Below are 22,021 nucleotides of genomic sequence, written 5' to 3'. Positions count from 1 at the left end.
ACAGACGCTCAGCACCCATGAGATAACCCAATGATCAGGTCGTTTCCGTTATGAATTACACCGAACAACAAGCTGAATGGATCACCCAACAAATACTGCATGAGCTCGCCGCCCGTAAAAGCCCAGCTGCGTCCGCCACTGCGCCGGTTGCGCTGGAGATCCCGGTGGGCGTGTCGAACCGTCACATTCACCTGTGCCGGGAGGATATGGACATTCTGTTTGGATACGGCTCAACGCTGACCCGTTTTAAAGCGGTTAAACAGCCGGGGCAATATGCTGCTGAAGAGGTGGTGACGCTGCGCGGCCCGAAAGGTGAACTGAGCAACGTGCGGGTATTAGGCCCGCTGCGTAACACCACCCAGGTGGAAATCTCTGTTGCCGATGGTTTCGCGCTGGGCGCCAAAGCGCCCGTGCGCATGTCGGGCGATCTGCTGGAATCGCCAGGGATTGACATCATCGGCCCGAAAGGGCGCGTGGTGAAGCACAACGGCATGATTGTCGCCTGGCGCCATATCCATATTTCACCGCAGGAAGCCGAGCAGCATGGCCTGCGTGACGGGATGGAAATCGATGTTAAGACCGACGGCCCGCGCGGCGGCGTGCTGAGCCACGTGGTGGTACGTGTCACGGCGGATGCGGTGCTGGAACTGCATATCGATGTGGAGGAGGCCAACGGCTTTGGCCTGCGTAACGGCGACAGGGTACGCGGTATCAAACAGGATGTGCGCCATGGCTGACAGCCGCGAAAATCGCCGTTTGCACGAACTGGCCGCGCTGATTGACCGCGCGATCGCTGAATTGTTGGCACAATCCGTGGTGCCAAAAAATGTTCGCGTGGTGGTGACCGGCGACGATCTTGCTTCGCTCCCTGACACCTTGAACTGTCTCACGGCACTTGAGCAGGCGGGCTACTCGTTATGGGTGAGCTTTTCTCACAGTGCCAGCCAGTCGGCGCTGAAAGATGCCTGCATCGATACGCTGCGCCAGTGGGGTTCCCACGCCGGATTCGACCGCCATTACGGTGACTATGACGCACTCTATCTCCCGGCGCTCTCGATTAACAGTATGAGCAAAATTGCGCTGGGCATCCGCGACAACCTGGCATGCGAGGCGGTATTCCAGGCGTTGCAGCAACATAAACCGACGATCGCCACGCTGCATCCGCAGTGCCATGACAGCCGCTTGCCGCTGCCGCTGTTGGCGCGGCTGGAAGGGTATACGCAGATGCTGGAAAGCTACGGAGTGACGCTTACGGGCAAAAAAATGGCCCACGTCGGATCTCTCCCGGTGAGCCCGTCCGCGCCCTTCACCCGCCAGCCGTTCGCCGATAAAAAACGCTTAATCGCCCTGCGCGATATTCGTCTGCTTGCCCCCGGCGAAGAGTTGCGGGTCGAGCGCGATACGCTGATCACCCCTGCCGCGAAAGACGAAATCAAGCGGCGCAATCTCACCGTTATTTACGGCTAACCGGAGGCAGTATGTACCTCGCAAAAGTCACTGGCGCGTTAGTGTCCACCACCAAACACGCCTCTCTGAATGGCTCGAAACTGCTGATAGTGGCGCGCTTGGATGAAAACTATCGGCCGACCGGCCATGCTCAGGTGGCTGTAGATACCGTCGGTGCGGGTAACGGCGAGATTGTCATCGTGACCACCGGGAGCTCGGCGCGGATGAGCAACAGCAAAGAGCATTCGGTGATTGATGCTGCCGTCGTGGGCATCGTGGACGCGCTCGAACTTAACGACAAATAGCGGCGCTCAGAGGAGGGTAATGGATGGCTGCGTACGACGCTTTTCTCGACAACTGGATTAACAACGCTATCGCCACGCACCTGCCGGAGCGGCGTACGTCCCTGAGCCTGGAGGACTGTGAGCGGCTGGCGAAACTGGCGCGAGAGGCCGCCATCGCCTGCCATGTACCGATTGTTTGTAGCCTGGTGGATGCCTGCGGGCAACAGCGGTTCTTCTTCAGCATGGATAATGCCCTGCTGGTGAGCCATATCCTGGCGCCGCAAAAGGCCTGGACCGCCGTGGCGCTGAAGATGGCGACCCATGAACTGGCGACGCGCGTGCAACCGGGCGGCGAGCTATACGGTCTTGATAAAGAAAAAGGGATCTGTTGCTTCGGCGGCGGATTTCCCTGTTGGTCGGGCGGATGTCTGCTCGGCGGCATTGGCATTAGCGGTGGCAGCGTGGAAGAAGATATGTCCATCGCCCGCCAGGCGCTGGCGCAGTTTAGCGCGCTGCGTTTTCCCCTCGCAATAACACGTTAATTTTTCATCGCAGTCCATTTCAGGGGTCACCATGTCCTTAGTTTGTGTATTAGTGATTAACTGTGGTTCTTCCTCAATGAAGTTCTCCGTCATCCCTCAGGATGCCGACCAGCCGGTACTGTCTGGCCTGGCAGAGCGGCTGGGGAGTGATCATGCCACCATGACATTTAAAGACCGCGACGGTAATACAACCCGCGTGGCGCTGGCGGAAGCCAGCCATCAATGCGCGTTGCACGTCCTGTTCGGGAAGCTCGAGCAGCAGCAACTGCTGGGTACTCTTACCGCCATCGGGCATCGCGTGGCGCACGGCGGCAGTGATTTTAAATGCTCGGTGCGGGTGACCGACGATGTCATTGAAAAAATCCGTGCGTTGTCCGCACTGGCGCCGCTGCATAATCCCGCCAATCTGATGGGGATAGAAGCGGCGCGCGCGCTGCTGCCCGCGTTGCCGCAGATTGCAGTGTTCGATACCGCGTTCCATCAAACGTTATCCCCGGCGGCGTATACCTACGCTATCCCCCTGGATTACCAGCGTGACTATCAGGTACGTCGCTACGGTTTCCACGGCACCTCTCATCGTTATATTGCCAGCGAAGCGCTAAATGCATTGGATCTGGACCCAACGGATCACGGCATCGTGATTGCCCACCTGGGCAATGGGTCGTCACTTTGCGCCGTGCAGAACGGCGAGAGCGTCGATACATCGATGGGGATGACGCCGCTGGAAGGGCTGGTGATGGGCACGCGCTGCGGCGATCTGGATTTTGGTGTCGCCGCCTATCTGGCGAAGTGTACCGGGCAGTCTCTCGACGCCCTGTACAAAATGGTTAACAGCCAGTCCGGATTAATGGGTCTCTCCGGGTTGTCCAGCGATTGCCGCACCTTGCAGGACGCCCGTGCTGCGGGGCATGAACGGGCGACGCTGGCCATCGACGTAATGGTGCATCGACTCGCCCGGCATATCGGCGGCCATATCACGTCTCTTAAACGCTTCGATGCGCTGATTTTTACCGGTGGTATTGGCGAGAACTCGGCGCTTGTCCGTGAACTTACCGTGCAACGGCTTCAGGCGTTGGGGCTGGTGTTAGATGGGGCGCGCAATCAGCAGTTGTTCGGCGGCCGCAGCGGGCTGATTTCAACAGCGGGCTCGACGACAATCGCCGTTATCCCAACCAATGAAGAAAAAATGATTGCCATAGACGCGGCGAACATTGCCCGTGACCTGGCATAACCCTCAGCATTTTATTGCCGTGGGGAGGTGGATTTTATTGTCGGTGGGGTGAATCTGAAAACAAGATAGTCCCGCTAGCGCGCAAAACATTTTGTCCGAACAACCTTAGTATCATTATGCGTAAATAATTAACGCACAGGGTAAATGCGTGGGTTTCTATTCCTCTGTGCACGTTTTCTTTCTATCAGAAATATCGAGGTTGATATGCAACAAGAAGCATTAGGAATGGTTGAAACAAAAGGCCTGGTCTCTGCAATTGAAGCTGCAGATACGATGGTGAAATCTGCCAACGTGACCCTGGTGGGTTATGAAAAAATCGGTTCAGGCCTGGTCACCGTGATGGTTCGTGGCGACGTGGGCGCAGTGAAAGCCGCTACCGATGCGGGTTCTGCCGCTGCGGGTAAAGTGGGCGAACTGGTTTCCGTACACGTTATTCCACGCCCGCACATTGAGGTGGAAAAAATTCTGCCGAAGGCCGTCGGTTAATAACAATAAAGGATACTGATCATGAGAGATAATCTTGTTGAGCAGATTATATCTGACGTAATGAATAAACAAACCGACACCAAACCGAAAGCCAAAACCGCTGCGGATTTTGCAGGTTGTGGGATTACGGAATTTGTCGGCACTGCGTTGGGTCACACTATCGGCCTGGTGATTGCCAATGTCGATAGTCAGTTACATGAAATTATGAATATCGACAAGAAATATCGCTCTATCGGTATTCTGGGCGCGCGTACCGGCGCAGGCCCGCAAATTTTTGCCGCTGATGAAGCCATCAAAGCCACTAACAGTGAAATCATTTCTATCGAGCTGGCTCGCGACACTGAAGGTGGCGGCGGACACGGTTGCTTGATTATTTTCGGTGCGTCTGATGTCTCCGACGTCAGACGTGCAGTTGAAGTGGCGCTCTCAGAAATTGAACGCACCATGGGCGATGTCTATGGCTCACCGGCTGGCCATCTCGAATTTCAATACACCGCGCGTGCCAGCGATGCACTGCATAAAGCGCTCGGTGCACCGATTGGTAAATCCTTCGGGATGACCTGTGCCTCGCCTGCGGCGATTGGGCTGGTGATTGCTGACGCTGCGGCGAAATCCGCCATTATCGACCCGGTGGGCTACGCCAGCCCGGCAAAAGGAACCAGCTTCAGTAACGAAGTGATCTTTACCTTTTCCGGTGATTCCGGTGCGGTACGCCAGGCCGTTATTGCCGCACGTGAAGTGGGCCTGCAACTGCTCTCCACGTTAGATCCGGCGGAAATTAAATCCACCACGACGCCGTATATCTAAGCATCGGGTGACGACGCGCGCGACGCGGTCGGTAGTAAGGAATTTAAAGATGAATGATATTGAAATCGCTCAGGCTGTCTCGACCATTCTGAGCAAATTCACCAAAGCAACACCGGATACGGCCCCGGCTGCGGCTCCCGCCACCTCAGATGCGGCGCGGGTTGAAAGCCTGGATGATATCGTCGCTAAGGCGCTGGCGCAGCAAACGTCCGGGCGCGCCGCCAGTGCATCATCGTTGGTCACGAATGTCGGAAATGGCGCATTCGAGACGATGGACGAGGCGATTTCAGCGGCCGTACTGGCGCAGGTGCAGTATCGCCACTGTTCGATGCAAGACCGTACCTCATTTATTAATGGCGTTCGTGACGTTTTCCTGCAGGAGGAGGTGCTGTGCGCCATTTCCCGTATGGCAGTGGACGAAACCGGCATGGGTAATTATGAGGACAAACTGATCAAAAACCGCGTCGCAGCGCTAAAAACGCCAGGTCTTGAAGACCTGGCGACCCGCGCGATTACCGGAGACGGCGGGTTAACGCTGATCGAGTATTCCGCGTTCGGGGTGATTGGTTCGATTACGCCAACCACTAACCCGACCGAAACCATCATTAACAACAGTATCAGCATGCTGGCGGCGGGCAACACCGTAGTGTTCAGTCCACACCCACGTTCGCGCAAGGTGTCGCTGTACACGGTTGAGCTGATCAATACCAAACTTGCTCAGCTGGGCGCACCGGCAAACATGGTGGTCACGGTGACGAAACCGTCAATCGATAACACCAACGCCATGATCAACGACCCGCGTATCAACATGCTGGTGGCAACCGGCGGTCCAGCGATTGTGAAAACCGTGATGTCATCCGGCAAGAAAGCGATTGGCGCAGGCGCAGGCAACCCGCCAGCCGTCGTGGACGAGACGGCGGATATCGAAAAAGCGGCCCGGGATATTATTAAAGGCTGTAGCTTCGACAACAACCTGCCGTGCGTGGCCGAAAAAGAGGTGATCGTGGTGAATCAGGTCGCTGACTATCTGATCCACTGCATGAAGAAAAGCGGCGCTTATCTGCTGTGCGACAAGAAACTGATTCAGCAGTTGCAGACGCTGGTGCTTAACGAAAAAGGCACCGGGCCGAATACCGGGTTCGTCGGTAAAGATGCGCGCTACATCCTGCAGCAGCTGGGGATCACGGTGGGGGACGATATTAAAGTCATCTTAATCGAGACGGAGAGAACCCATCCGTTCGTGGTGCATGAGCTGATGATGCCCGTCCTGCCGGTGGTGCGCGTCGATAACGTTGATGAAGCTATCGAGCTGGCGGTGAAAGTGGAGCACGGCAATCGACATACCGCGATTATGCACTCCACCAACGTCGAAAAGCTGACCAAAATGGCGCGCCTGATCCAGACCACCATCTTTGTGAAAAATGGTCCCTCATATGCGGGGATCGGGGTGGGGGGGGAAGGGCATGCCACCTTCACGATTGCCGGGCCGACCGGTGAAGGGCTTACGTCAGCACGCGCTTTTGCACGGCATCGTCGCTGTGTAATGGTTGAAGCGCTGAATATTCGCTAACCATTGCGAAGGGTGACTCAAAGATGAAAACACGGATCATAAACGCGCCGACCCCGGATATTCTGGCGATGCTGAAACGGCGCATGCCCGGGGAGTTTCGTTCGCGTCTGGAGTTGATTCGCATCGATGCTATTGGGCTGTTAATGCTGCCGGTTCCGGATCTCTATTTTTATGCCGATGTCGCCAGCAAAAGTGCCAATGTGGTGGTTTCGGAAATCTTTGGCAGTTGCCCTCAGCACATCACCACCTTGGCCATTTTTGGTGAAGTCGCGGCGGTGTATGAAGCCATGCGAATTATTGAGGAAAACGATAACCCGTTCTGAGAGTTCGCTTATGAAGAAGATATTACTTATCGCAGGCGATTTCTCTGAAGACTATGAAGTCATGGTGCCATGGCAGGCATTAAGCATGTTAGGTTTCAGAGTGGATGTTGTATGTCCGGGCAAACGAACTGGCGAGTTTATTAAAACCGCGATTCATGATTTTGAAGGTGACCAAACGTACACTGAAAAACCCGGACACCTTTTTAGATTGACTGCATCATTTGACGAAATAAAGTTACAAGAATATTGCGGTGTGTATATTTCAGGTGGGCGTTCATCGGAATACCTGCGATTAAATAAATCGGTCCTGAATATCATCCATTATGCAATGAATTTCTCATTACCTGTTGCCGCAATTTGTCATGGCCCACAAATTCTGGCCGCTGCGGGGGTATTAAAAGACAGGAAGCTGACAGGGTATTTTACGGTGAAACCCGAAGTGGAAATGGCGGGTGGCCTGTGGGTTACTGCTGCGGATAATGAGGCTGTCGTCGATGGCAACCTCATCACTGCGACCACCTGGATGGGACATCCTGAAATATTACGTCAATTTATTACTCAGATAGGTATCAGCATTATTCATTAATACCCCGGCACTGCCGCAAGGTTATCAAAATATATTCGGGAGTTATCTATGTTAGAGAAAGGCTTTTCTAATCCGACTGACCGTGTTGTAAGACTGAAAAACATGATTCTGACGGCGAAGCCGTATGTGGAATCAGAGCGCGCAGTACTGGCAACCGAAGCATATAAAGAGACGGAACAGTTGCCGGCTATTATGCGCCGCGCAAAAGTGGTTGAAAAAATATTTAACGAATTACCGGTGACGATTCGTCCGGACGAATTAATTGTGGGTGCGGTAACCATTAATCCACGCTCGACGGAAATCTGCCCTGAGTTCTCCTACGACTGGGTGGAAAAAGAGTTCGAGACAATGGAAAGCCGCGTCGCCGACCCGTTCATTATTTCGAAAAAGACTGCCCAGGATCTGCATGAAGCGTTCAAATACTGGCCGGGTAAAACCACCAGTTCACTTGCCGCCTCGTACATGTCAGAAAGCACCAAAGAGAGTATGGCGAGCGGCGTATTCACCGTAGGCAACTACTTCTTCGGTGGCGTCGGCCACGTTAGCGTCGACTACGGCAAGGTGCTGAAAATCGGTTTTCGCGGCATCATCAACGAGGTAACCCGTGCGCTGGACGCGTTGGACCGCACCGAACCTGGCTATATCAAAAAAGAGCAGTTCTATAACGCGGTGCTGATAAGCTATAACGCGGCGATTCGTTTTGCCCATCGCTATGCGGAAGAAGCGTCCCGTCTGGCGCAGCTGGAAAGCAATCCGGCCCGTAAACGCGAACTGGAGCAAATCGCGCAGAACTGTACCCGCGTACCGGAATACGGTGCGACCACGTTCTGGGAAGCGTGTCAGACATTCTGGTTCATTCAGAGCATGCTGCAGATCGAATCCAGCGGTCACTCTATCTCCCCGGGCCGTTACGACCAGTACATGTATCCGTATCTGGCGGCGGACAAATCGATCTCACGCGAATTCGCGCAGGAACTGGTCGACTGCTGCTGGATCAAACTCAACGACATAAACAAAACCCGTGACGAAGTGTCTGCCCAGGCGTTCGCCGGCTATGCCGTCTTCCAGAACCTGTGCTGTGGCGGCCAGACTGAAGACGGTCGCGACGCGACCAACGATCTGAGCTACATGTGTATGGAAGCGACCGCACACGTGCGTTTGCCGCAGCCGTCGTTCTCTATTCGCGTATGGCAGGGTACCCCGGATGCGTTCCTGTATCGGGCTTGCGAGCTGGTGCGCATGGGCCTTGGCGTTCCGGCGATGTACAACGATGAAGTGATCATCCCGGCGCTGCAAAACCGTGGCGTATCGCTGCGTGACGCGCGTGATTACTGCATCATCGGCTGTGTGGAGCCGCAGGCACCGCACCGCACTGAAGGCTGGCATGATGCGGCGTTCTTTAACGTCGCAAAAGTGCTGGAAATCACCCTCAACAACGGGCGCGCCGGTAGCAAGCAGCTCGGTCCGGTAACGGGTGAACTGACTCAGTACACCAGCATGGACGATTTCTACAACGCGTTCCAGAAACAGATGGCGCACTTCGTTCATCAACTGGTTGAAGCCTGCAATAGTGTGGATATTGCCCACGGCGAACGCTGCCCGCTGCCGTTCCTGTCTGCGCTGGTAGACGATTGTATCGGCCGGGGTAAATCCCTGCAGGAAGGCGGTGCGATCTATAACTTCACCGGCCCGCAGGCGTTTGGTGTTGCGGACACCGGTGACTCTGTGTATGCCATCCAGAAGCAGGTGTTCGAAGATCGCAAGCTCTCCCTGAGCGAGCTGAAAAGCGCACTGGACAGCAATTTCGGTCACGCGGTGGGCGCCAACCCGCATAGCCCAACGGCAAAAACCTCGCTCAACGAGCAGGACATTTACGATGTGGTGAAACGCATCATTGAGCAGCATGGCGCGTTAGATCCGGCGGCGATTAAAAACGAAGTCTATCGTCAACTGACATCCGGCAATGCCGCTCCGGCGCAATCCGGTACTTTGTCCCGTCATGAAGAAATCCGCCGTATCCTGGAAAACACCCCTTGCTTCGGTAACGATATCGACGACGTGGATTTAGTGGCGCGCAAATGTGCATTGATCTACTGCCAGGAAGTGGAGAAGTACACCAATCCGCGTGGCGGCCAGTTCCAGGCCGGTATTTACCCGGTTTCCGCTAACGTACTGTTTGGGAAAGACGTTGCTGCGCTGCCGGATGGACGTCTGGCAAAAGAGCCGCTGGCAGATGGTGTCTCACCGCGTCAGGGTAAAGATACCCTTGGCCCAACGGCTGCAGCCAACTCGGTGGCCAAGCTTGACCACTTTATTGCCTCTAACGGCACGCTCTATAACCAGAAATTCCTGCCATCGTCACTGGCTGGCGAGAATGGTCTGCGTAATTTCAGCGGCCTGGTGCGTAACTACTTCGATAAGAAAGGGATGCACGTCCAGTTCAACGTTATCGACCGCAACACGCTGATTGAAGCGCAGAAAAACCCTGAGCAGCATCAGGATCTGGTGGTGCGTGTAGCCGGCTACAGCGCCCAGTGGGTGGTGCTGGCGAAGGAAGTACAGGACGATATTATTAGCCGTACTGAGCAGCAACTGTCGTAAATACCCCACGGGCCAGAGAGGACAACCAATCTGGCCCGTTATTATTCATTTTTACCTTCCAGGGTAAATCCACTGGCTAATATAGAGTGCTGTTATGAATAAAGTCGATTACGAAACCGAAGGCGTCATTTTTAATATTCAACGCTATTCTTTGCATGATGGCCCAGGCATTCGCACCATTCCTTTTTTTAAAGGTTGTCCGCTTTCCTGCAAATGGTGTAGTAATCCTGAGTCACAACATCCGCAGCCAGAGTTGTTATTTAAAAAGAATGATTGCATTCGCTGTGGGAAATGTATTGATGTTTGCCCGCAACAGGCGTTGTCAACCGCTAATACCTGGTTTATCGATCGTGACCGTTGTATTCAGTGCGGTAAATGTACGGACGTTTGTCCGACACGCGCGCTGGAAATGAAAGGCAAGCGGATGTCGGTGGCGGCGGTGATGCGTGAGCTGGAAAAAGAAGAGAATTTATACCGTCGCTCCGGCGGGGGCATTACCTTGTCTGGCGGCGAACCGCTGGCGCAACCTGAGTTTGCCCGTGAACTGTTGAAAGCGTGTAAAGCCAAGGGCTGGCATACCGCCATTGAAACCACCGGCTTCACCACTAAGGCGGTGATTGACGAGGTTTTTCCCTATGTCGACATGGCGCTAACCGATATCAAAGCGATCGACCCCGACGTGCATGAGCGTAACACCGGCGTGAAAAACAGCGTGATTCTGGAAAACCTGCTGCGCATTTCATTTTTAACTAAAGTGGTGGTGCGTATTCCGGTGATCCCCGGCGTGAACGATAATCCACAGGAAATTCATCATATCGCTGAGTTTGCCCGATTAATGCAAAATGTCGATACCATTCACTTATTGCCTTATCACAGCTTTGGCGAGAATAAATATAATTTATTAGGCCGTCAGTACCCGATGGGTGATGCAAAAAGTATTGCCGAGGCCAAAATGGAAACGTTGAAAGCGACGGTTGAGTCATCAGGGTTTAACTGTCATATCGGTGGTTAAAAAACGTTTTTTGTTCGCGATATTATTCTAATAATAAAATTACCCGGAGTGAGTCTGCATTCTGTATTTAATTTATGTTGTCCTTTAATTTAATCCCATTACAGAGGTGAGCTATATGAATAGCTTAGATATTCTCGTTGCCTTCGGCGGCGGCATATTTGGCGCGGCGATTGGCGCGCTGGCGGCTTTTGAATTCGTTGGGCTTCTGGTGATCGCCATGGCGGTAGTGCAAATTATTACCGGCGCGCCATCGGATTTTATTACGTTTCCGTTTGGTCTGTTTGGGCCGCACACTGGCGGCTTTGCCGCAGGCGTGGCGGCGACGGCATACGCGGCTAAGAAAGGCAAACTGGGCTCCGGGCGCGATATCACCGCCGGGCTGAGCGGGCTGGCGGCCTATGACGTGCTGCTGGTGGGCGGGATATTCGGGGCGGGCGGTTACCTCATCGCCTGGGGGCTGAACCAGATCCCGGCGTTCCCATCCGGTAATGCCTGGACCGATACGGTGGCGCTGACGGTGGTGATCTCCGGAATAGTGAGCCGACTGATGTTCGGTAAAACGGGTCTGTTTGGCAAGCCGGAGAAGGGGATCCGTCACTGCTACCCGCCACAGGATAAATGCTGGATGCCTTACCACAGCCGCATTCCGCAGCTTTCGGTACTGGGCCTGGGTATCGGCCTGATGGCTGGGTTTTTAGGGCTGAAGTTCGGCGGCAACGGTGCGCTGCTGGCGTTCGGTATTTCTGCGTTCTCGCTGATCTTTTTGCATTTCAACACGCAGGTGCCCGTGTCGCACCACATCGCACTGCCCGCCGCGCTGACGGCAGTGCTGTCGGGCAGCCTGATATGGGCGGGCGTTGTCGGTATTATTTGCGCGCTGCTAGGTGAACTGATGTCGCGTATCTTTCTGGTCCATGGCGATACCCATATTGACCCGCCGGCGATGGCCATCGCCATCATGACGACGGCAGTTAACGTGCTGGCGACTATCGGGCTGTTCACGTTAGTTCCGTTAATGTAGTTGTTTGATGTTTAAGAAAAGCCAGTGGGTTACGCCTGCTGGTTTTTTTGTTTTGTGCGGGATAAAAAAATGCCGCGCTGAACGGGTATTCAGTGCGGCATTTTTACGCCTGGTCGCGTTATTTTTTCTTCGGGCCCGGACGTGGCACTTTCTTCATGGGATCTTGCGGCGTTTCATCAGCAATATCCATGCAGGATGCGCTGCCAGATGTCTCAATATTGACCACCGGGATGGTCTGAGCGGGCGTTTCTTCAACCTGTTGTTCGACGACCGGGACGGGTGTTTCAAGCTCAGGCTCAGGCTGGACGACGCCGACCGTCTCTGTCGAATGAATAATATGCTCAATATTCTGAGCGGTACGGGCGATAACTTTGTGGGCGTAGACCTTCCCGACCCGGCTAGCTGCGTTGATGGCTGCTGCCACGGCGGCGTTAATCGCGCCAATTTCGCCTTCCAGTTTTACCGTGACCATCCCGCCGCCTTTGGTTAGCTCATAGCCCACCAGGCTGACGTTAGCGGATTTCATGGCGGCATCCGCGGCTTCCACCGCCGCTGCCATTCCGACGGTTTCGATCAAGCCTAAACTTTGCCCGGACATACTCTTCTCCTGTAGATAAATTCACATTATGCTGCGCGCGCGTCGGCTTACTGGCCAACGTCTTCGCGTAATAGCGCCGCTTTATCCGTGCGTTCCCACGGAAAGCTGTCGCGACCAAAGTGGCCGTAGCAGGCCGTTTTACGATAGCGGGGGACCAGCAGGTCAAGCATGCTGATGATGCCGTAGACGCTGAGATCAAAATGACGGTTAACCGCCTGCTGCAACACGTCTGCTGACACGTTTTGCGTGCCAAACGTGTTGATCCTGACGGAAACGGGGTGGGGCAGGCCGATGGCCCACCCCAGTTGGATTTCACAGCGCGACGCGAGGCCGGCAGTGACAATATTTTTCGCCACGTAACGGGCGGCGTAAGCGGCAGAACGGTCAACCTTTGACGGATCTTTACCGGAAAATGCGCCACCGCCGTGACAGGCCGCACCGCCATAAGTGTCGACGATGATTTTGCGCCCGGTTAAACCGCAATCGCCCACCGGGCCGCCAATCACAAACGGCCCTGCCGGATTGACCAGAAAACGGGTGTGCGGCGTAAGCCAGCGTGATGGCATGACCGGTTTGATGATCTCTTCGATAACGGCTTCACGCAGTGTCGCCAGCGAAATATCCGGGCTGTGCTGGGTAGACACCACCACGGTGTCCACCGAATGCACCTGGTTATCCTGATAGCGCAGGGTGACCTGGCTTTTGGCGTCGGGCAGTAAAAATGGCAGCCGTTGAGACTTACGCAGCTGTGCCTGGCGTTCCATGAGGCGATGGGCGTAAATCAGCGTGGCGGGCATCCGTTCCGGGGTTTCATCACAGGCGTAGCCGAAGGTGATGCCCTGGTCGCCTGCGCCCAGCGCTTCTGGAGAGCGACCGCGAATGCCGTCGGCAATATTACTGGACTGTTTGCCGAGAATATTCAGTACGCCACAGGTATTGCCGTCAAAGCCTAGCCGAGAATGATCGTAGCCAATCTCTTTAATGGTGCTGCGGACGATTTGTTCGATATCGACCGTGGCATGGGTAGATATTTCACCTGCGACGATAGCGACGCCGGTTTTGACCAGGCATTCGCAGGCCACTTTGCCCCACGGGTCCTGCAGCAGAATGGCATCCAGAATGGCATCGGAAATCTGGTCGGCCATTTTGTCCGGATGGCCTTCAGCAACGGATTCGGAGGTAAACAGGTAGTCGTTCAAAGCGAGGCCACTTGTCTGGAAGGTTTATTCCTATCTTAGGGGGCAACCAGACAAGGGGGCGTAAACTATCTTGCGGGTGTGTTGGACTATTTTGTTTTCATTTGCAGGCTAGCGCAAAATTACGCCAGGGCTGCCGACTCCGCCGGTGTAACGATTTTCCGGTAATCAGAAGGGGCCAGGCCGGTCTCTTTTTTGAAGATCCGACAGAAGTAGTTGGAGTCCTGATAAGCCAGCTCCAGCGCAATGGTATTTACCTTCATATCGCTAAACTGCAGCAGCGATTTGGCGATAGTGATTTTGCGCGTGGCGATATAATTCGAGAACCCGATGCCGGTGATTTTCTTGAATGCCCGGCTCAGGTAGCAGGGACTGACGAACGATTTCGCGGCAACATCGTCGAGGGTCAGATTTCTGAGAATGTTTTTTTCAATATGAAATTTCGCCCGCTCAATAAAATCGATATTGCCGCTATAATTTTTAAATGCATAGTCAAACAGCTCTTCGCTAATGGTCAGCAGGCCAAATATCACCCGAAAATAACGGTTTTCTATGATGCCGTACTGATTGATGTCTTTTATCATGGCGGTGACTTTACGGTGGGTTGGCGCTAATTTTTCGCCCTGCACGGTCGTATACTGACTGACGATCTCCAGGAAATCGATAACCTCTTTGCGTTGTTCCTCGTTATGCCCGTCGATATGACACGCGCCGTTAATCATGTCGAAAAGCAGACTGTGCCACGGGGCATAGCGGCATTCGTCGATCAGGGTGAACACTTTTTGCTTCAGCGCCCGGGATTTTTCGTTATCGTCTTCGTTAACCTCGAGCGTTTTTTTGATGGTGTCGATCAGGATGCTTTTTTTCACCGGCTTCAACAGATAATCATTCACTTTGAGGTTATACATGCTGCGCACGATATCGAAATCATCATTCGCCGTCGTGACGATGACTTTGGTGTCAGCGCTTTTTTTTCTCAGATATTCAATCACCTGATTGCCGTTTGGCAGCGGAATATTGATATCCACGAAGATCATGTCGATGTGGTTAAATTGGTCGATCAGCTGAATGGCTTTTTTGCCCGTGGAGGCTTCGTGAATAACGGCGTTTTCCACACACTGGGAAATTATCCGTCTCAGTGATTCAAGTTCGATGGGCTCATCTTCAACGATAACAATGTTAAACATATGTCCTCTTCCTGCTATCAGGCTTCCAGCATGGGGAACCGAAGTTTAATGGTTGTACCCATCCTGGGCTTGTTGGCGCTCATGATTTCCAGGCCGTAGCTCTCACCAAATAACAGCGTTAATCTATTTTTTATGTTGTTGATGCCGATGCTGCCTTTTTGAAGATTTTGATCGCCGGATAAAATCTGGGTGATAGCATCCGCAGGGATGCCGTCGCCGTTATCGGTGACCTCGATAATCACATCCTGACCGTCATCGGTGGCGCGGATCAGCAGATGACTGCTGGTGTCACGTGGCTCTACCACGTAATTAAAGAAGTTCTCCACCAGAGGTTGCAGGATCAAAAAGGGGCAGACCACATCCAGATACTTCTCGGGGATGTCGTACAGATAATCGAAGCGGTCGCTCATCCGCACTTTCTGTATCGACATATAACTGTTCACGTAATTCATTTCATTGCGCAGCGTAATCAACCCATGGTTATTTTTGCGTAAGAGATAGCGCATCATGTCGGAAAAATCGTGCACCATGGTTTCGGTGCGCTGGGCATCTTCAAGAAATGCCAGACGGCCTATGGTATTTAATACGTTGAATAAAAAATGTGGGTTGATCTGATAAGATAGTGCTTTGAATTCGGCTTCGTGTAACGAACGCTCAATTTCAACGCGCATTCTTAATTCATTGGTCAGCTCAAGATCTTTTGTACGCAACTCACGCTGAATATTATTGGCGTGCGCCTGTTCCACCAGGTATGAAGAAACGTGTAATAGCGTAGAGGCAGTGGATTCAAAACGTTCGTAGTTCATTCTGCGCGTAGTTTGATGCAGATTGATCAGCCAGGGATTCTCTTCCCAGATTTCATTGTTATTAAGAATATAAGGAATACTGCGCTCTTTTTCCTCTTCTACCTTTACCTGACCGGAAATAAATGCGCCGAGGTAGTGATCGTTAATCATGATCGGGACGGCAAATTCCACAAAACCGCAGTAGCAGCGGTACACCACCGGTTCGCGGGCCTGCATCGCCGCACGCCCGCCGGCTTTATCGCTTTCATAACAGTGATGGGTCAGATTAGGGTTGAGGCGAGAGCGTGCGCAGAAGTCCGAAAAACCGCTGGGCCTGGTGACGGGAACGCCATTTTCATCCACCACCACCAGCGCGATCATCATCGATTTTGAAAAATTATCCTGCAGGGTCTGAAGACGTTGTACATCCAAAAACTCATGTAATTTGTATTTATTCATCATACCTTCAGCCTGCATTTGTAGAGCAATATTGCATATTTGAAAATAAACGATTTGATGAGGAAAAATATTGAAATCGGTCACGGCAATAAAAAATGAATTAAAATTCATGTTAATCCCATGTCGATAATGTTATCTGAATGTAACTAAATTCGTAAATTATATGAACATTGGATTAATCTCAATAACAACCGTGGATATTTAGATTAGGGGTTATTTTAATGTGAATCGATAACACGCTTGATACGGGTTTTTATATATTATGGGCAATAGGGATATTCTGTTCGAGAACATCTCTATTCACCCTGCTCTCGTGATATGGAGTGGGGTGAAGGTGTTCTTATGCTTTAACCTTCCGTACTCTCTTTATCCAGGCACTCACCCTTACTCTGCTCCCAGTCCATCCGCTGTTCCCGACGGCGAAACTCACTGGGCGATAATCCCACCGCGCGATGGAAATCGCGGGAAAAATGCAGGGGATCGTTATATCCCACCTGGCCTGAGATACGACCGATGGTCTCCTGGGTTTCGACCAGCAGCCGACGCGCCTGTGACAGGCGATAGTTCTTCAGCCATTTCAGCGGGCTTTGGTTAAAGGTGGTTTGAAACAGGCGGAACAGCTGGGACTTGCTCACCTGACAGTGCTGCATAAATTTCTCAATATTCCAGTCGTCGCTGTAGTGGCTGTGGATCTGGTAAATCAGCCGTCCCAGCCCGCGATGGGTAATGACCGGGGACTTCGTTGCCTCGGCGCTTCGGTTCTCCAGCAGGGTGCAGATCAGCCGGGCGCAGAGTTCGTCGCACTGCGCATCCGTCACTAAGGTGTGGCTGTGCATCAGGCTGAAGATATGGTGATAAATCTCAGTGATCTTCTCGGGGTTGTCGAACTGGAAAACGGGGTTCTGAGTCACATCCAGTATCTGCATGATATTGCTGAGCTTTGCGCTATCAATGCGCAGCCACAATATCTCCCAGGGATCGTTTTTGTTCGGGTAATGCTCGTGCGGCCAGCGGACGGGCAGCCAGACCAGACACCCGGCCTGCACCTCATAGAGGGTGTTTTCCAGCCGCACAAACCCGCTGCCTTGCAGGCAAAAAATCAGTTCATGCCCCACCACCGACTGGCGTCGGACGCGGAAGTTCTCGGCTGTTCGAATATGTCCGGCGCGCAGGATCTGGTAGTTCATTAACGTCGAAAACTTGTCTGATTCCCGATACCAGTTCGCCAGAACCTGAGTTTGTTGCATCCGCTTATCCCTACCTGATTCCAATGTGAGCAAGAAAATGCCGCTGAGCCCTTGATTCATCAAAGCATGGCGCGGGGAAAAAGACATGTTCTGTCGCCCGGGCACCGGTAGATTTTTGAACAGGCTCACAACTTTATAGACGTGGAAATTCTGTCCATGCAGCGGGGAATCCTGACCATCACACTTTTGGCGGCGGCTGCCTAAATTGAATGTCATCAACGTAGCCAACAGGAGTAGATGTAGATGATTGATTTCAACGATCCCCGCCAGGTCGCCAAGGCCATCCAGTTCACTAACGTCAACGCAGATTTGACCTATGACGGGCTGATCCAGCACCTGAATATTTGCATGGAGTATCAGTTTGACGCTGCGATGATCGCCCCCTGCTGGGTTGCTGTAGCGAAGGACGTCCTGAAAGGCAGCGGCGTGCGCGTGGCGACCACCGTGAATTTCCCGCAGGCCAATGACACCACCGCAATGAAAGTCGCCGTGGTGCGTGAGCTGGCCAAAGAGGGCGCTGATGAGTTCGATTTCCCGCCGAACCCTGGATTCCTGCTCGGGGGCATGGATGACCGCTATTTCAACGAGCTGAAAGAGGTCACCCACGTTGCCCACGACCTGGGGATGAAAGTGAAGGCGATGCTGGAGTTCGGGTTTATCACCGAAGAGGCGATGAAAATTAAGGCCACTCGCTTTGCGTACGAAGCCGGTATTGATTGGGTGAAACAATCCAGCGGCTGGGGCAAAGGAGGATGCGCCGCAACAGCGGAAGATGTACGACTTCTCAAAGCCAATATTCAGTCACCTTGCCGCGTAAAAGTTTCCGGTAAAGTCAACACGTTGGAAAAAATGAAAGAGATGTTTATCGCGGGAGCGGAGTTAGTCGGCACCAGTTCTGGCCCTGAACTGGTGAAAGGCCTGACAGGCGATATTAACGCTTACTGATTGACGGATGCCGTCGGCATTCCGCTGACGGCACTTCGTTCTGCAAAGAAAAACAAACAGCACAGTGAACGGAGAAAGCGATGAGTGTATTTATTCTCGGTAGCTACGCGAAAGCGCTGGTGATGACAACCGACCGTATCCCTCTGGCCGGGGAAACCCTGATCGGCCGTGATTTTCGCCAGACCTGGGGCGGAAAAGGGTCCGATATGGCCGTTCAGGCCGCCCGGTTGGGCGCGACGGTCGCTTACGCTGGCGTGGTCGGCGATGACGCCTTCGGACATGAGTTTGTCAGCCTGATGCAGCAGGAGGGGGTGGATATTCGGGCGCTGACGCTCACCAACGCGTTACCTACCGGGGCCGGACTCATCGTTAAAGATAACGATGCGCGCAATATCATCGTGGTGGACATGGGAGCCAATAAGCTCTTTACCCCCCCGTTGGTGGATGACGCGCTGTCGCAGATCCGGGCGTGCAACGTGGTGCTCGCTCAGCTTGAAATCCCGCTCGAAACCGCACTGTACGGCCTGCGAAAAGCCAAAACGCTGGGGAAAACCACCATTCTTAACCCGGCACCCGCGCGCGATTTACGCGGTCTCGACCTGAGCGCCATCGACTACCTGACCCCGAATGAAACCGAAGCCCGCGTGGCGCTGGGGCTTGCTCCGGATGATGCGCGCAGTAACCGCGAGATTGCCGATCTGCTGCTTGAAACGGGTTGTCAGTATGTGGTGATGACCCTGGGGGAGGCGGGCTCGGCGGTCTTCAGCCAACACGACACGCAAGAAATCCCACCCTGTAAAGTCGAGGTGGTCGACAGCAATGGCGCGGGCGACAGCTTTAATGCCGCGTTGGCTGTTGCCCTGGATGAGGGCATGCCGATTGCAAAGGCCGTGCTGTTAGCCAATGCGACGGCTGCTCTTTGCTGCACCGACTGGGAAACCGTCCCTTCGTATCACAATCGTTGTGATGTCGACGCCTTTATGAACAGCATCAACGTTGCAGAGGAATAAAAAATGAGACCCGACAGAATTTTACATCCTGAACTTGCCGCTGCATTAGCCACCCTCGGCCACACCGACATCGTGCTGGTGACGGACGCGGGTTTTCCAATACCTCCTCAGGCTAAACGTATCGATCTCGGATTCTGGCCCGGGACGGTAGACGTCCTCGAGATCCTGCAGGTGCTGCGCCAGGAGATCTTCGCCGAGGAGGTCCATTTTGCCAGCGAAGTCCGGGATTGCCATCCGCAGCTGTACCGTGACGTGCAGTCCATCTACACCGGTTCCGGGGCGGAGTTTCACGCGGCCAGCCACGAAACGCTGTGCCACGACATTGCCCACCGGGCCAAAGTGGTGATCCGCTCAGGCTCCTTCAACCCATGGGCCAACTTTGCGCTGGTGGCGAGTACCGATCCGTTTGCGTGGTTTACCGAACAGTCCGGCGTGCAGCCGCTCCCGGCCTATGTCGCAAGACGCCAGCGTATTCGTGACAACGTTGTACCTGAGCTGCGTTAACAGGATCACAGGCTGTCGTTCGCTACTTCAACGTGATGATGAGGTTTTATGGACACGCTATTACATCAATTAGAGCAGGCCACCCGACCTGCTATGCCCAAACGACAGGATTATAAAATCGGGATTATCGGCGCCGGTTTTATTGTTGAGCATTGCCACCTGGTGGCCTATCAGAAGGCCGGGTTTACGCCCGTCGGTATTACCTCGAGGGAACAACACCATTGCCACCGGCTCGCCGAAGTATTTGGCATCGATAAAATCTACGAGACGTGGCAGGAGATGGTCTGCGACCCGTCCATCGAGATTATTGATATTGCGGTTCCCCCGCATGTCCAGCTCGAGATCGTGCGCTTTATTTGCGGCCCCAATTCTCCCGCCCGCCACATTAAAGGCATTCTGTGCCAGAAGCCGCTGGCGATGTCGCTGGAAGCGGGGCGCGAGATTGTGCGCCTCAGTGAACAGAGCGGTATTCCCATCGCGGTGAATTCGAATATGCGTTACGACCCATCGATACGCGCGTTGAAATATATCCTTGAGAATCAACTGATAGGTAGCCCGGTTATTGCCAGCATCGACATGCGCGCCATTCCGGACTGGCAGCTCTTTTTGCAGGAATATAAAAAGCTCGAGCTGTATGCCATGGCGATCCATCACATCGATACCTTCCGCTTTTTATTTGGCAATCCGCTTAAAGTCACGGCGATATGCCGTACCGATCCGCGAACGTCTTTCGAGCATACCGATGGCATCACTCAGTACAGCTTCCAGTATGCGAATGGTCTTATCGCCACAAGTCTGGATGACGTGTGGGCCTGGCCCGGCGAACCCTGTGCAAAAAATAACTACATCAACTGGCGCGTAGAGGGAACCGAAGGGCTGGCAGAAGGCGATTTTGGCTGGCATCGCCGGGCGCCGGAATATTGCGGCAGCACGCTGAAGCTGGCGACGCGAAATAACCCAGAGTGGGTGACGCCGCAGTGGGAACGGCAATGGTTCCCGGATGCCTTTATTGGGACCATGGCCAATTTGCTGTGTGCGATTGAAGAGGGGGTGGAACCTCTTCTTAGTGCCAAAGACAACCTCAGTACCCTGGCCTGCATTGAAGCTTGCTATGTCTCTATTCAGGAAGAGAGAACCGTTTATCTCAATGAAATTCTACTGGAGAATACACAATGATTAACGTCGGCATTTTCACCGGATATTACCCGGGCACCCTGAATCATACCATCGCCAAAATACAGCAGGCAGGGATGGGCTGCGTGCAGCTGGATCTTGAGTTCACCGATGTGGATCTGCGTCGGGGGCATATCACGCCAGAAAAAGCGCATCAGGTGCGGGACGCGTTTCGTCGGGCCTCGCTGCCGATCGTGGCGATTTCGGCCTACACCAACTTAGTGCATCCGGATCCGGTGAAGCGCGCCGAGAATATCGCCGCAGTGAAAGAGATCCTCGCCCACGCCCGCGATTTTGGTACTCCGTACGTCATCAGCGAAACGGGGACCTATAATACCGACAGCGACTGGCTGTACGATCCTAAAAACAGCACCGAAGAGGCGTACCAGGAATTTAAAGCGATCGCCAAAGATCTGGCGACCTTTGCGTATGAACATAACGCAGTATTCCTGGTCGAGAACTACGTCAACAATATTATCGGTTCGGTCGCGCAGGTCGCCAGACTGTTGCGCGAGGTTGATCATCCCGGCATCGGCCTGGCGCTGGATCCCACCAACTATTTTGACGATAGCAATATCGACCATATCGACAGCACCCTGCACAGTATTTTTGATGTGCTGGAGAGCAAAATCAAAATCGCCCATGCCAAAGATTGCAAAAGAACCGATGCGGTCGCCGAGAAATTTGGCGGCGGGGCGGCAGAGCATAACAGCTTCCGTGGGGCGGGCTCGGTTGAGCTGCCGGCAGCCGGATTAGGCGCGCTGAACTATCCGCTGTATTTGAATCTGCTGGCGCAAAAGTACCCGAACATCCCGCTGATCATTGAACATGTTGATGAGCATGATATTCCGCGTGCCAAAAGCTTTGTCGATGAAGTGCTGATGGTAACCGGCGGCTGAAAATGAAACTTTTTCCAGTTTAATATAATTAACATTTAGCGGGTTGATACCAAAACCCGCGGCGCGCATCATTATTGCAGGGGAAAACGGACGTTGTCCTCGGGAACTG

23 protein-coding genes are annotated in these 22,021 nt (G+C 53.5%); 18 read left to right on the top strand and 5 right to left on the bottom strand.

The window, feature by feature from the left end; translation table 11 throughout:
• Positions 1-50 precede the first annotated feature (50 nt).
• From M8013_RS12955 to M8013_RS12895, 13 genes are all read left to right on the top strand, one after another.
• Positions 51-737 (top strand): phosphate propanoyltransferase, encoded by a 687-nt coding sequence (locus M8013_RS12955; RefSeq protein WP_271268216.1) that lies wholly within the window; start codon positions 51-53, stop codon positions 735-737.
• On the top strand, positions 730-1,467 hold the full coding sequence (locus M8013_RS12950; protein WP_271268215.1) for a flavoprotein: 738 nt from the start codon (positions 730-732) through the stop codon (positions 1,465-1,467). Before M8013_RS12955 ends, M8013_RS12950 begins: the two co-directional genes overlap by 8 nt.
• Positions 1,468-1,478: 11 nt before the next feature.
• A complete protein-coding gene (locus M8013_RS12945) occupies positions 1,479-1,751 on the top strand; it encodes a EutN/CcmL family microcompartment protein (RefSeq protein WP_271268214.1) in 273 nt (90 codons plus the stop codon).
• A 23-nt stretch (positions 1,752-1,774) separates the two neighbouring features.
• A complete protein-coding gene (locus M8013_RS12940) occupies positions 1,775-2,272 on the top strand; it encodes a GlcG/HbpS family heme-binding protein (RefSeq protein ID WP_271268213.1) in 498 nt (165 codons plus the stop codon).
• A gap of 31 nt (positions 2,273-2,303) precedes the next feature.
• Complete coding sequence (tdcD, locus tag M8013_RS12935) at positions 2,304-3,503, top strand: propionate kinase (protein WP_271268212.1); 1,200 nt, start codon at positions 2,304-2,306, stop codon at positions 3,501-3,503.
• 204 nt (positions 3,504-3,707) lie between these two features.
• Positions 3,708-3,989: a propanediol utilization system shell hexameric protein GrpH gene (gene grpH, locus M8013_RS12930; RefSeq protein ID WP_002438304.1), complete on the top strand. Its 282-nt coding sequence runs from the start codon at positions 3,708-3,710 to the stop codon at positions 3,987-3,989.
• Positions 3,990-4,010: 21 nt separating this feature from the next.
• Positions 4,011-4,796, top strand: coding sequence for a propanediol utilization microcompartment protein GrpI (gene grpI / locus M8013_RS12925; protein ID WP_271268211.1), 786 nt, complete (start codon positions 4,011-4,013; stop codon positions 4,794-4,796).
• Positions 4,797-4,845: 49 nt separating this feature from the next.
• Positions 4,846-6,366 carry an aldehyde dehydrogenase family protein gene (locus tag M8013_RS12920; RefSeq protein WP_271268210.1) on the top strand — a complete coding sequence of 507 codons (1,521 nt, stop codon included), beginning with the start codon at positions 4,846-4,848 and terminating at the stop codon, positions 6,364-6,366.
• 23 nt (positions 6,367-6,389) lie between these two features.
• A complete protein-coding gene (locus M8013_RS12915; protein WP_271268209.1) occupies positions 6,390-6,689 on the top strand; it encodes a BMC domain-containing protein in 300 nt (99 codons plus the stop codon).
• Between the two features lie 10 nt (positions 6,690-6,699).
• Positions 6,700-7,275, top strand: a complete 576-nt coding sequence (locus M8013_RS12910) for a DJ-1/PfpI family protein (RefSeq protein ID WP_271268208.1) — start codon at positions 6,700-6,702, stop codon at positions 7,273-7,275.
• A gap of 48 nt (positions 7,276-7,323) precedes the next feature.
• Positions 7,324-9,876, top strand: coding sequence for a glycyl radical diol dehydratase GrpM (gene grpM / locus M8013_RS12905; protein WP_271268207.1), 2,553 nt, complete (start codon positions 7,324-7,326; stop codon positions 9,874-9,876).
• 94 nt (positions 9,877-9,970) lie between these two features.
• On the top strand, positions 9,971-10,888 hold the full coding sequence (locus tag M8013_RS12900) for a glycyl-radical enzyme activating protein (protein ID WP_271268206.1): 918 nt from the start codon (positions 9,971-9,973) through the stop codon (positions 10,886-10,888).
• 115 nt (positions 10,889-11,003) lie between these two features.
• Complete coding sequence (locus tag M8013_RS12895; protein ID WP_271268205.1) at positions 11,004-11,909, top strand: DUF7973 family transport facilitator; 906 nt, start codon at positions 11,004-11,006, stop codon at positions 11,907-11,909.
• Between the two features lie 118 nt (positions 11,910-12,027).
• Here M8013_RS12895 and M8013_RS12890 read toward each other — a convergent pair whose 3' ends face one another.
• The 5 genes from M8013_RS12890 to M8013_RS12870 all read right to left on the bottom strand — a co-directional run bounded on the left by M8013_RS12890 (position 12,028) and on the right by M8013_RS12870 (position 17,381).
• Positions 12,028-12,507 (bottom strand): BMC domain-containing protein, encoded by a 480-nt coding sequence (locus tag M8013_RS12890; protein WP_271268204.1) that lies wholly within the window; start codon positions 12,505-12,507, stop codon positions 12,028-12,030.
• Between the two features lie 47 nt (positions 12,508-12,554).
• Entirely contained in the window at positions 12,555-13,706 is a 1,152-nt protein-coding gene (metK, locus tag M8013_RS12885) for a methionine adenosyltransferase (RefSeq protein ID WP_271268203.1), read from the bottom strand.
• Positions 13,707-13,825: 119 nt separating this feature from the next.
• The gene (locus M8013_RS12880) at positions 13,826-14,890 is read right to left on the bottom strand and encodes an AraC family transcriptional regulator (protein ID WP_271268202.1); all 1,065 of its coding nucleotides are present in this window, start codon (positions 14,888-14,890) and stop codon (positions 13,826-13,828) included.
• A 17-nt stretch (positions 14,891-14,907) separates the two neighbouring features.
• On the bottom strand, positions 14,908-16,137 hold the full coding sequence (locus tag M8013_RS12875) for a PocR ligand-binding domain-containing protein (protein WP_271268392.1): 1,230 nt from the start codon (positions 16,135-16,137) through the stop codon (positions 14,908-14,910).
• Positions 16,138-16,481: 344 nt separating this feature from the next.
• Positions 16,482-17,381, bottom strand: coding sequence for an AraC family transcriptional regulator (locus tag M8013_RS12870; RefSeq protein ID WP_271268201.1), 900 nt, complete (start codon positions 17,379-17,381; stop codon positions 16,482-16,484).
• A 243-nt stretch (positions 17,382-17,624) separates the two neighbouring features.
• On the opposite strand from M8013_RS12870, the gene deoC reads away from it, so the two are divergent.
• The 5 genes from deoC (at position 17,625) to M8013_RS12845 (ending at position 21,912) form a co-directional block, all read left to right on the top strand.
• Positions 17,625-18,326: a deoxyribose-phosphate aldolase gene (gene deoC, locus M8013_RS12865; protein WP_271268200.1), complete on the top strand. Its 702-nt coding sequence runs from the start codon at positions 17,625-17,627 to the stop codon at positions 18,324-18,326.
• Positions 18,327-18,406: 80 nt separating this feature from the next.
• Positions 18,407-19,336, top strand: coding sequence for a ribokinase (locus M8013_RS12860; protein WP_271268199.1), 930 nt, complete (start codon positions 18,407-18,409; stop codon positions 19,334-19,336).
• Positions 19,337-19,339: 3 nt separating this feature from the next.
• Positions 19,340-19,840, top strand: a complete 501-nt coding sequence (locus M8013_RS12855; protein WP_271268198.1) for an RbsD/FucU domain-containing protein — start codon at positions 19,340-19,342, stop codon at positions 19,838-19,840.
• Positions 19,841-19,888: 48 nt separating this feature from the next.
• Positions 19,889-21,016 (top strand): Gfo/Idh/MocA family protein, encoded by a 1,128-nt coding sequence (locus tag M8013_RS12850; RefSeq protein ID WP_271268197.1) that lies wholly within the window; start codon positions 19,889-19,891, stop codon positions 21,014-21,016.
• A complete protein-coding gene (locus M8013_RS12845; RefSeq protein WP_271268196.1) occupies positions 21,013-21,912 on the top strand; it encodes a sugar phosphate isomerase/epimerase family protein in 900 nt (299 codons plus the stop codon). The genes M8013_RS12850 and M8013_RS12845 overlap by 4 nt, the downstream gene beginning before the upstream one ends.
• Positions 21,913-22,021 lie beyond the last annotated feature (109 nt).

Source organism: Silvania confinis (assembly GCF_025564085.1).
Taxonomy (GTDB): Bacteria; Pseudomonadota; Gammaproteobacteria; order Enterobacterales; family Enterobacteriaceae; genus Enterobacter; species Enterobacter confinis.
Note: the sequence above shows the minus strand (reverse complement) of the source record. Positions and strands in the feature narration are given on the sequence as shown.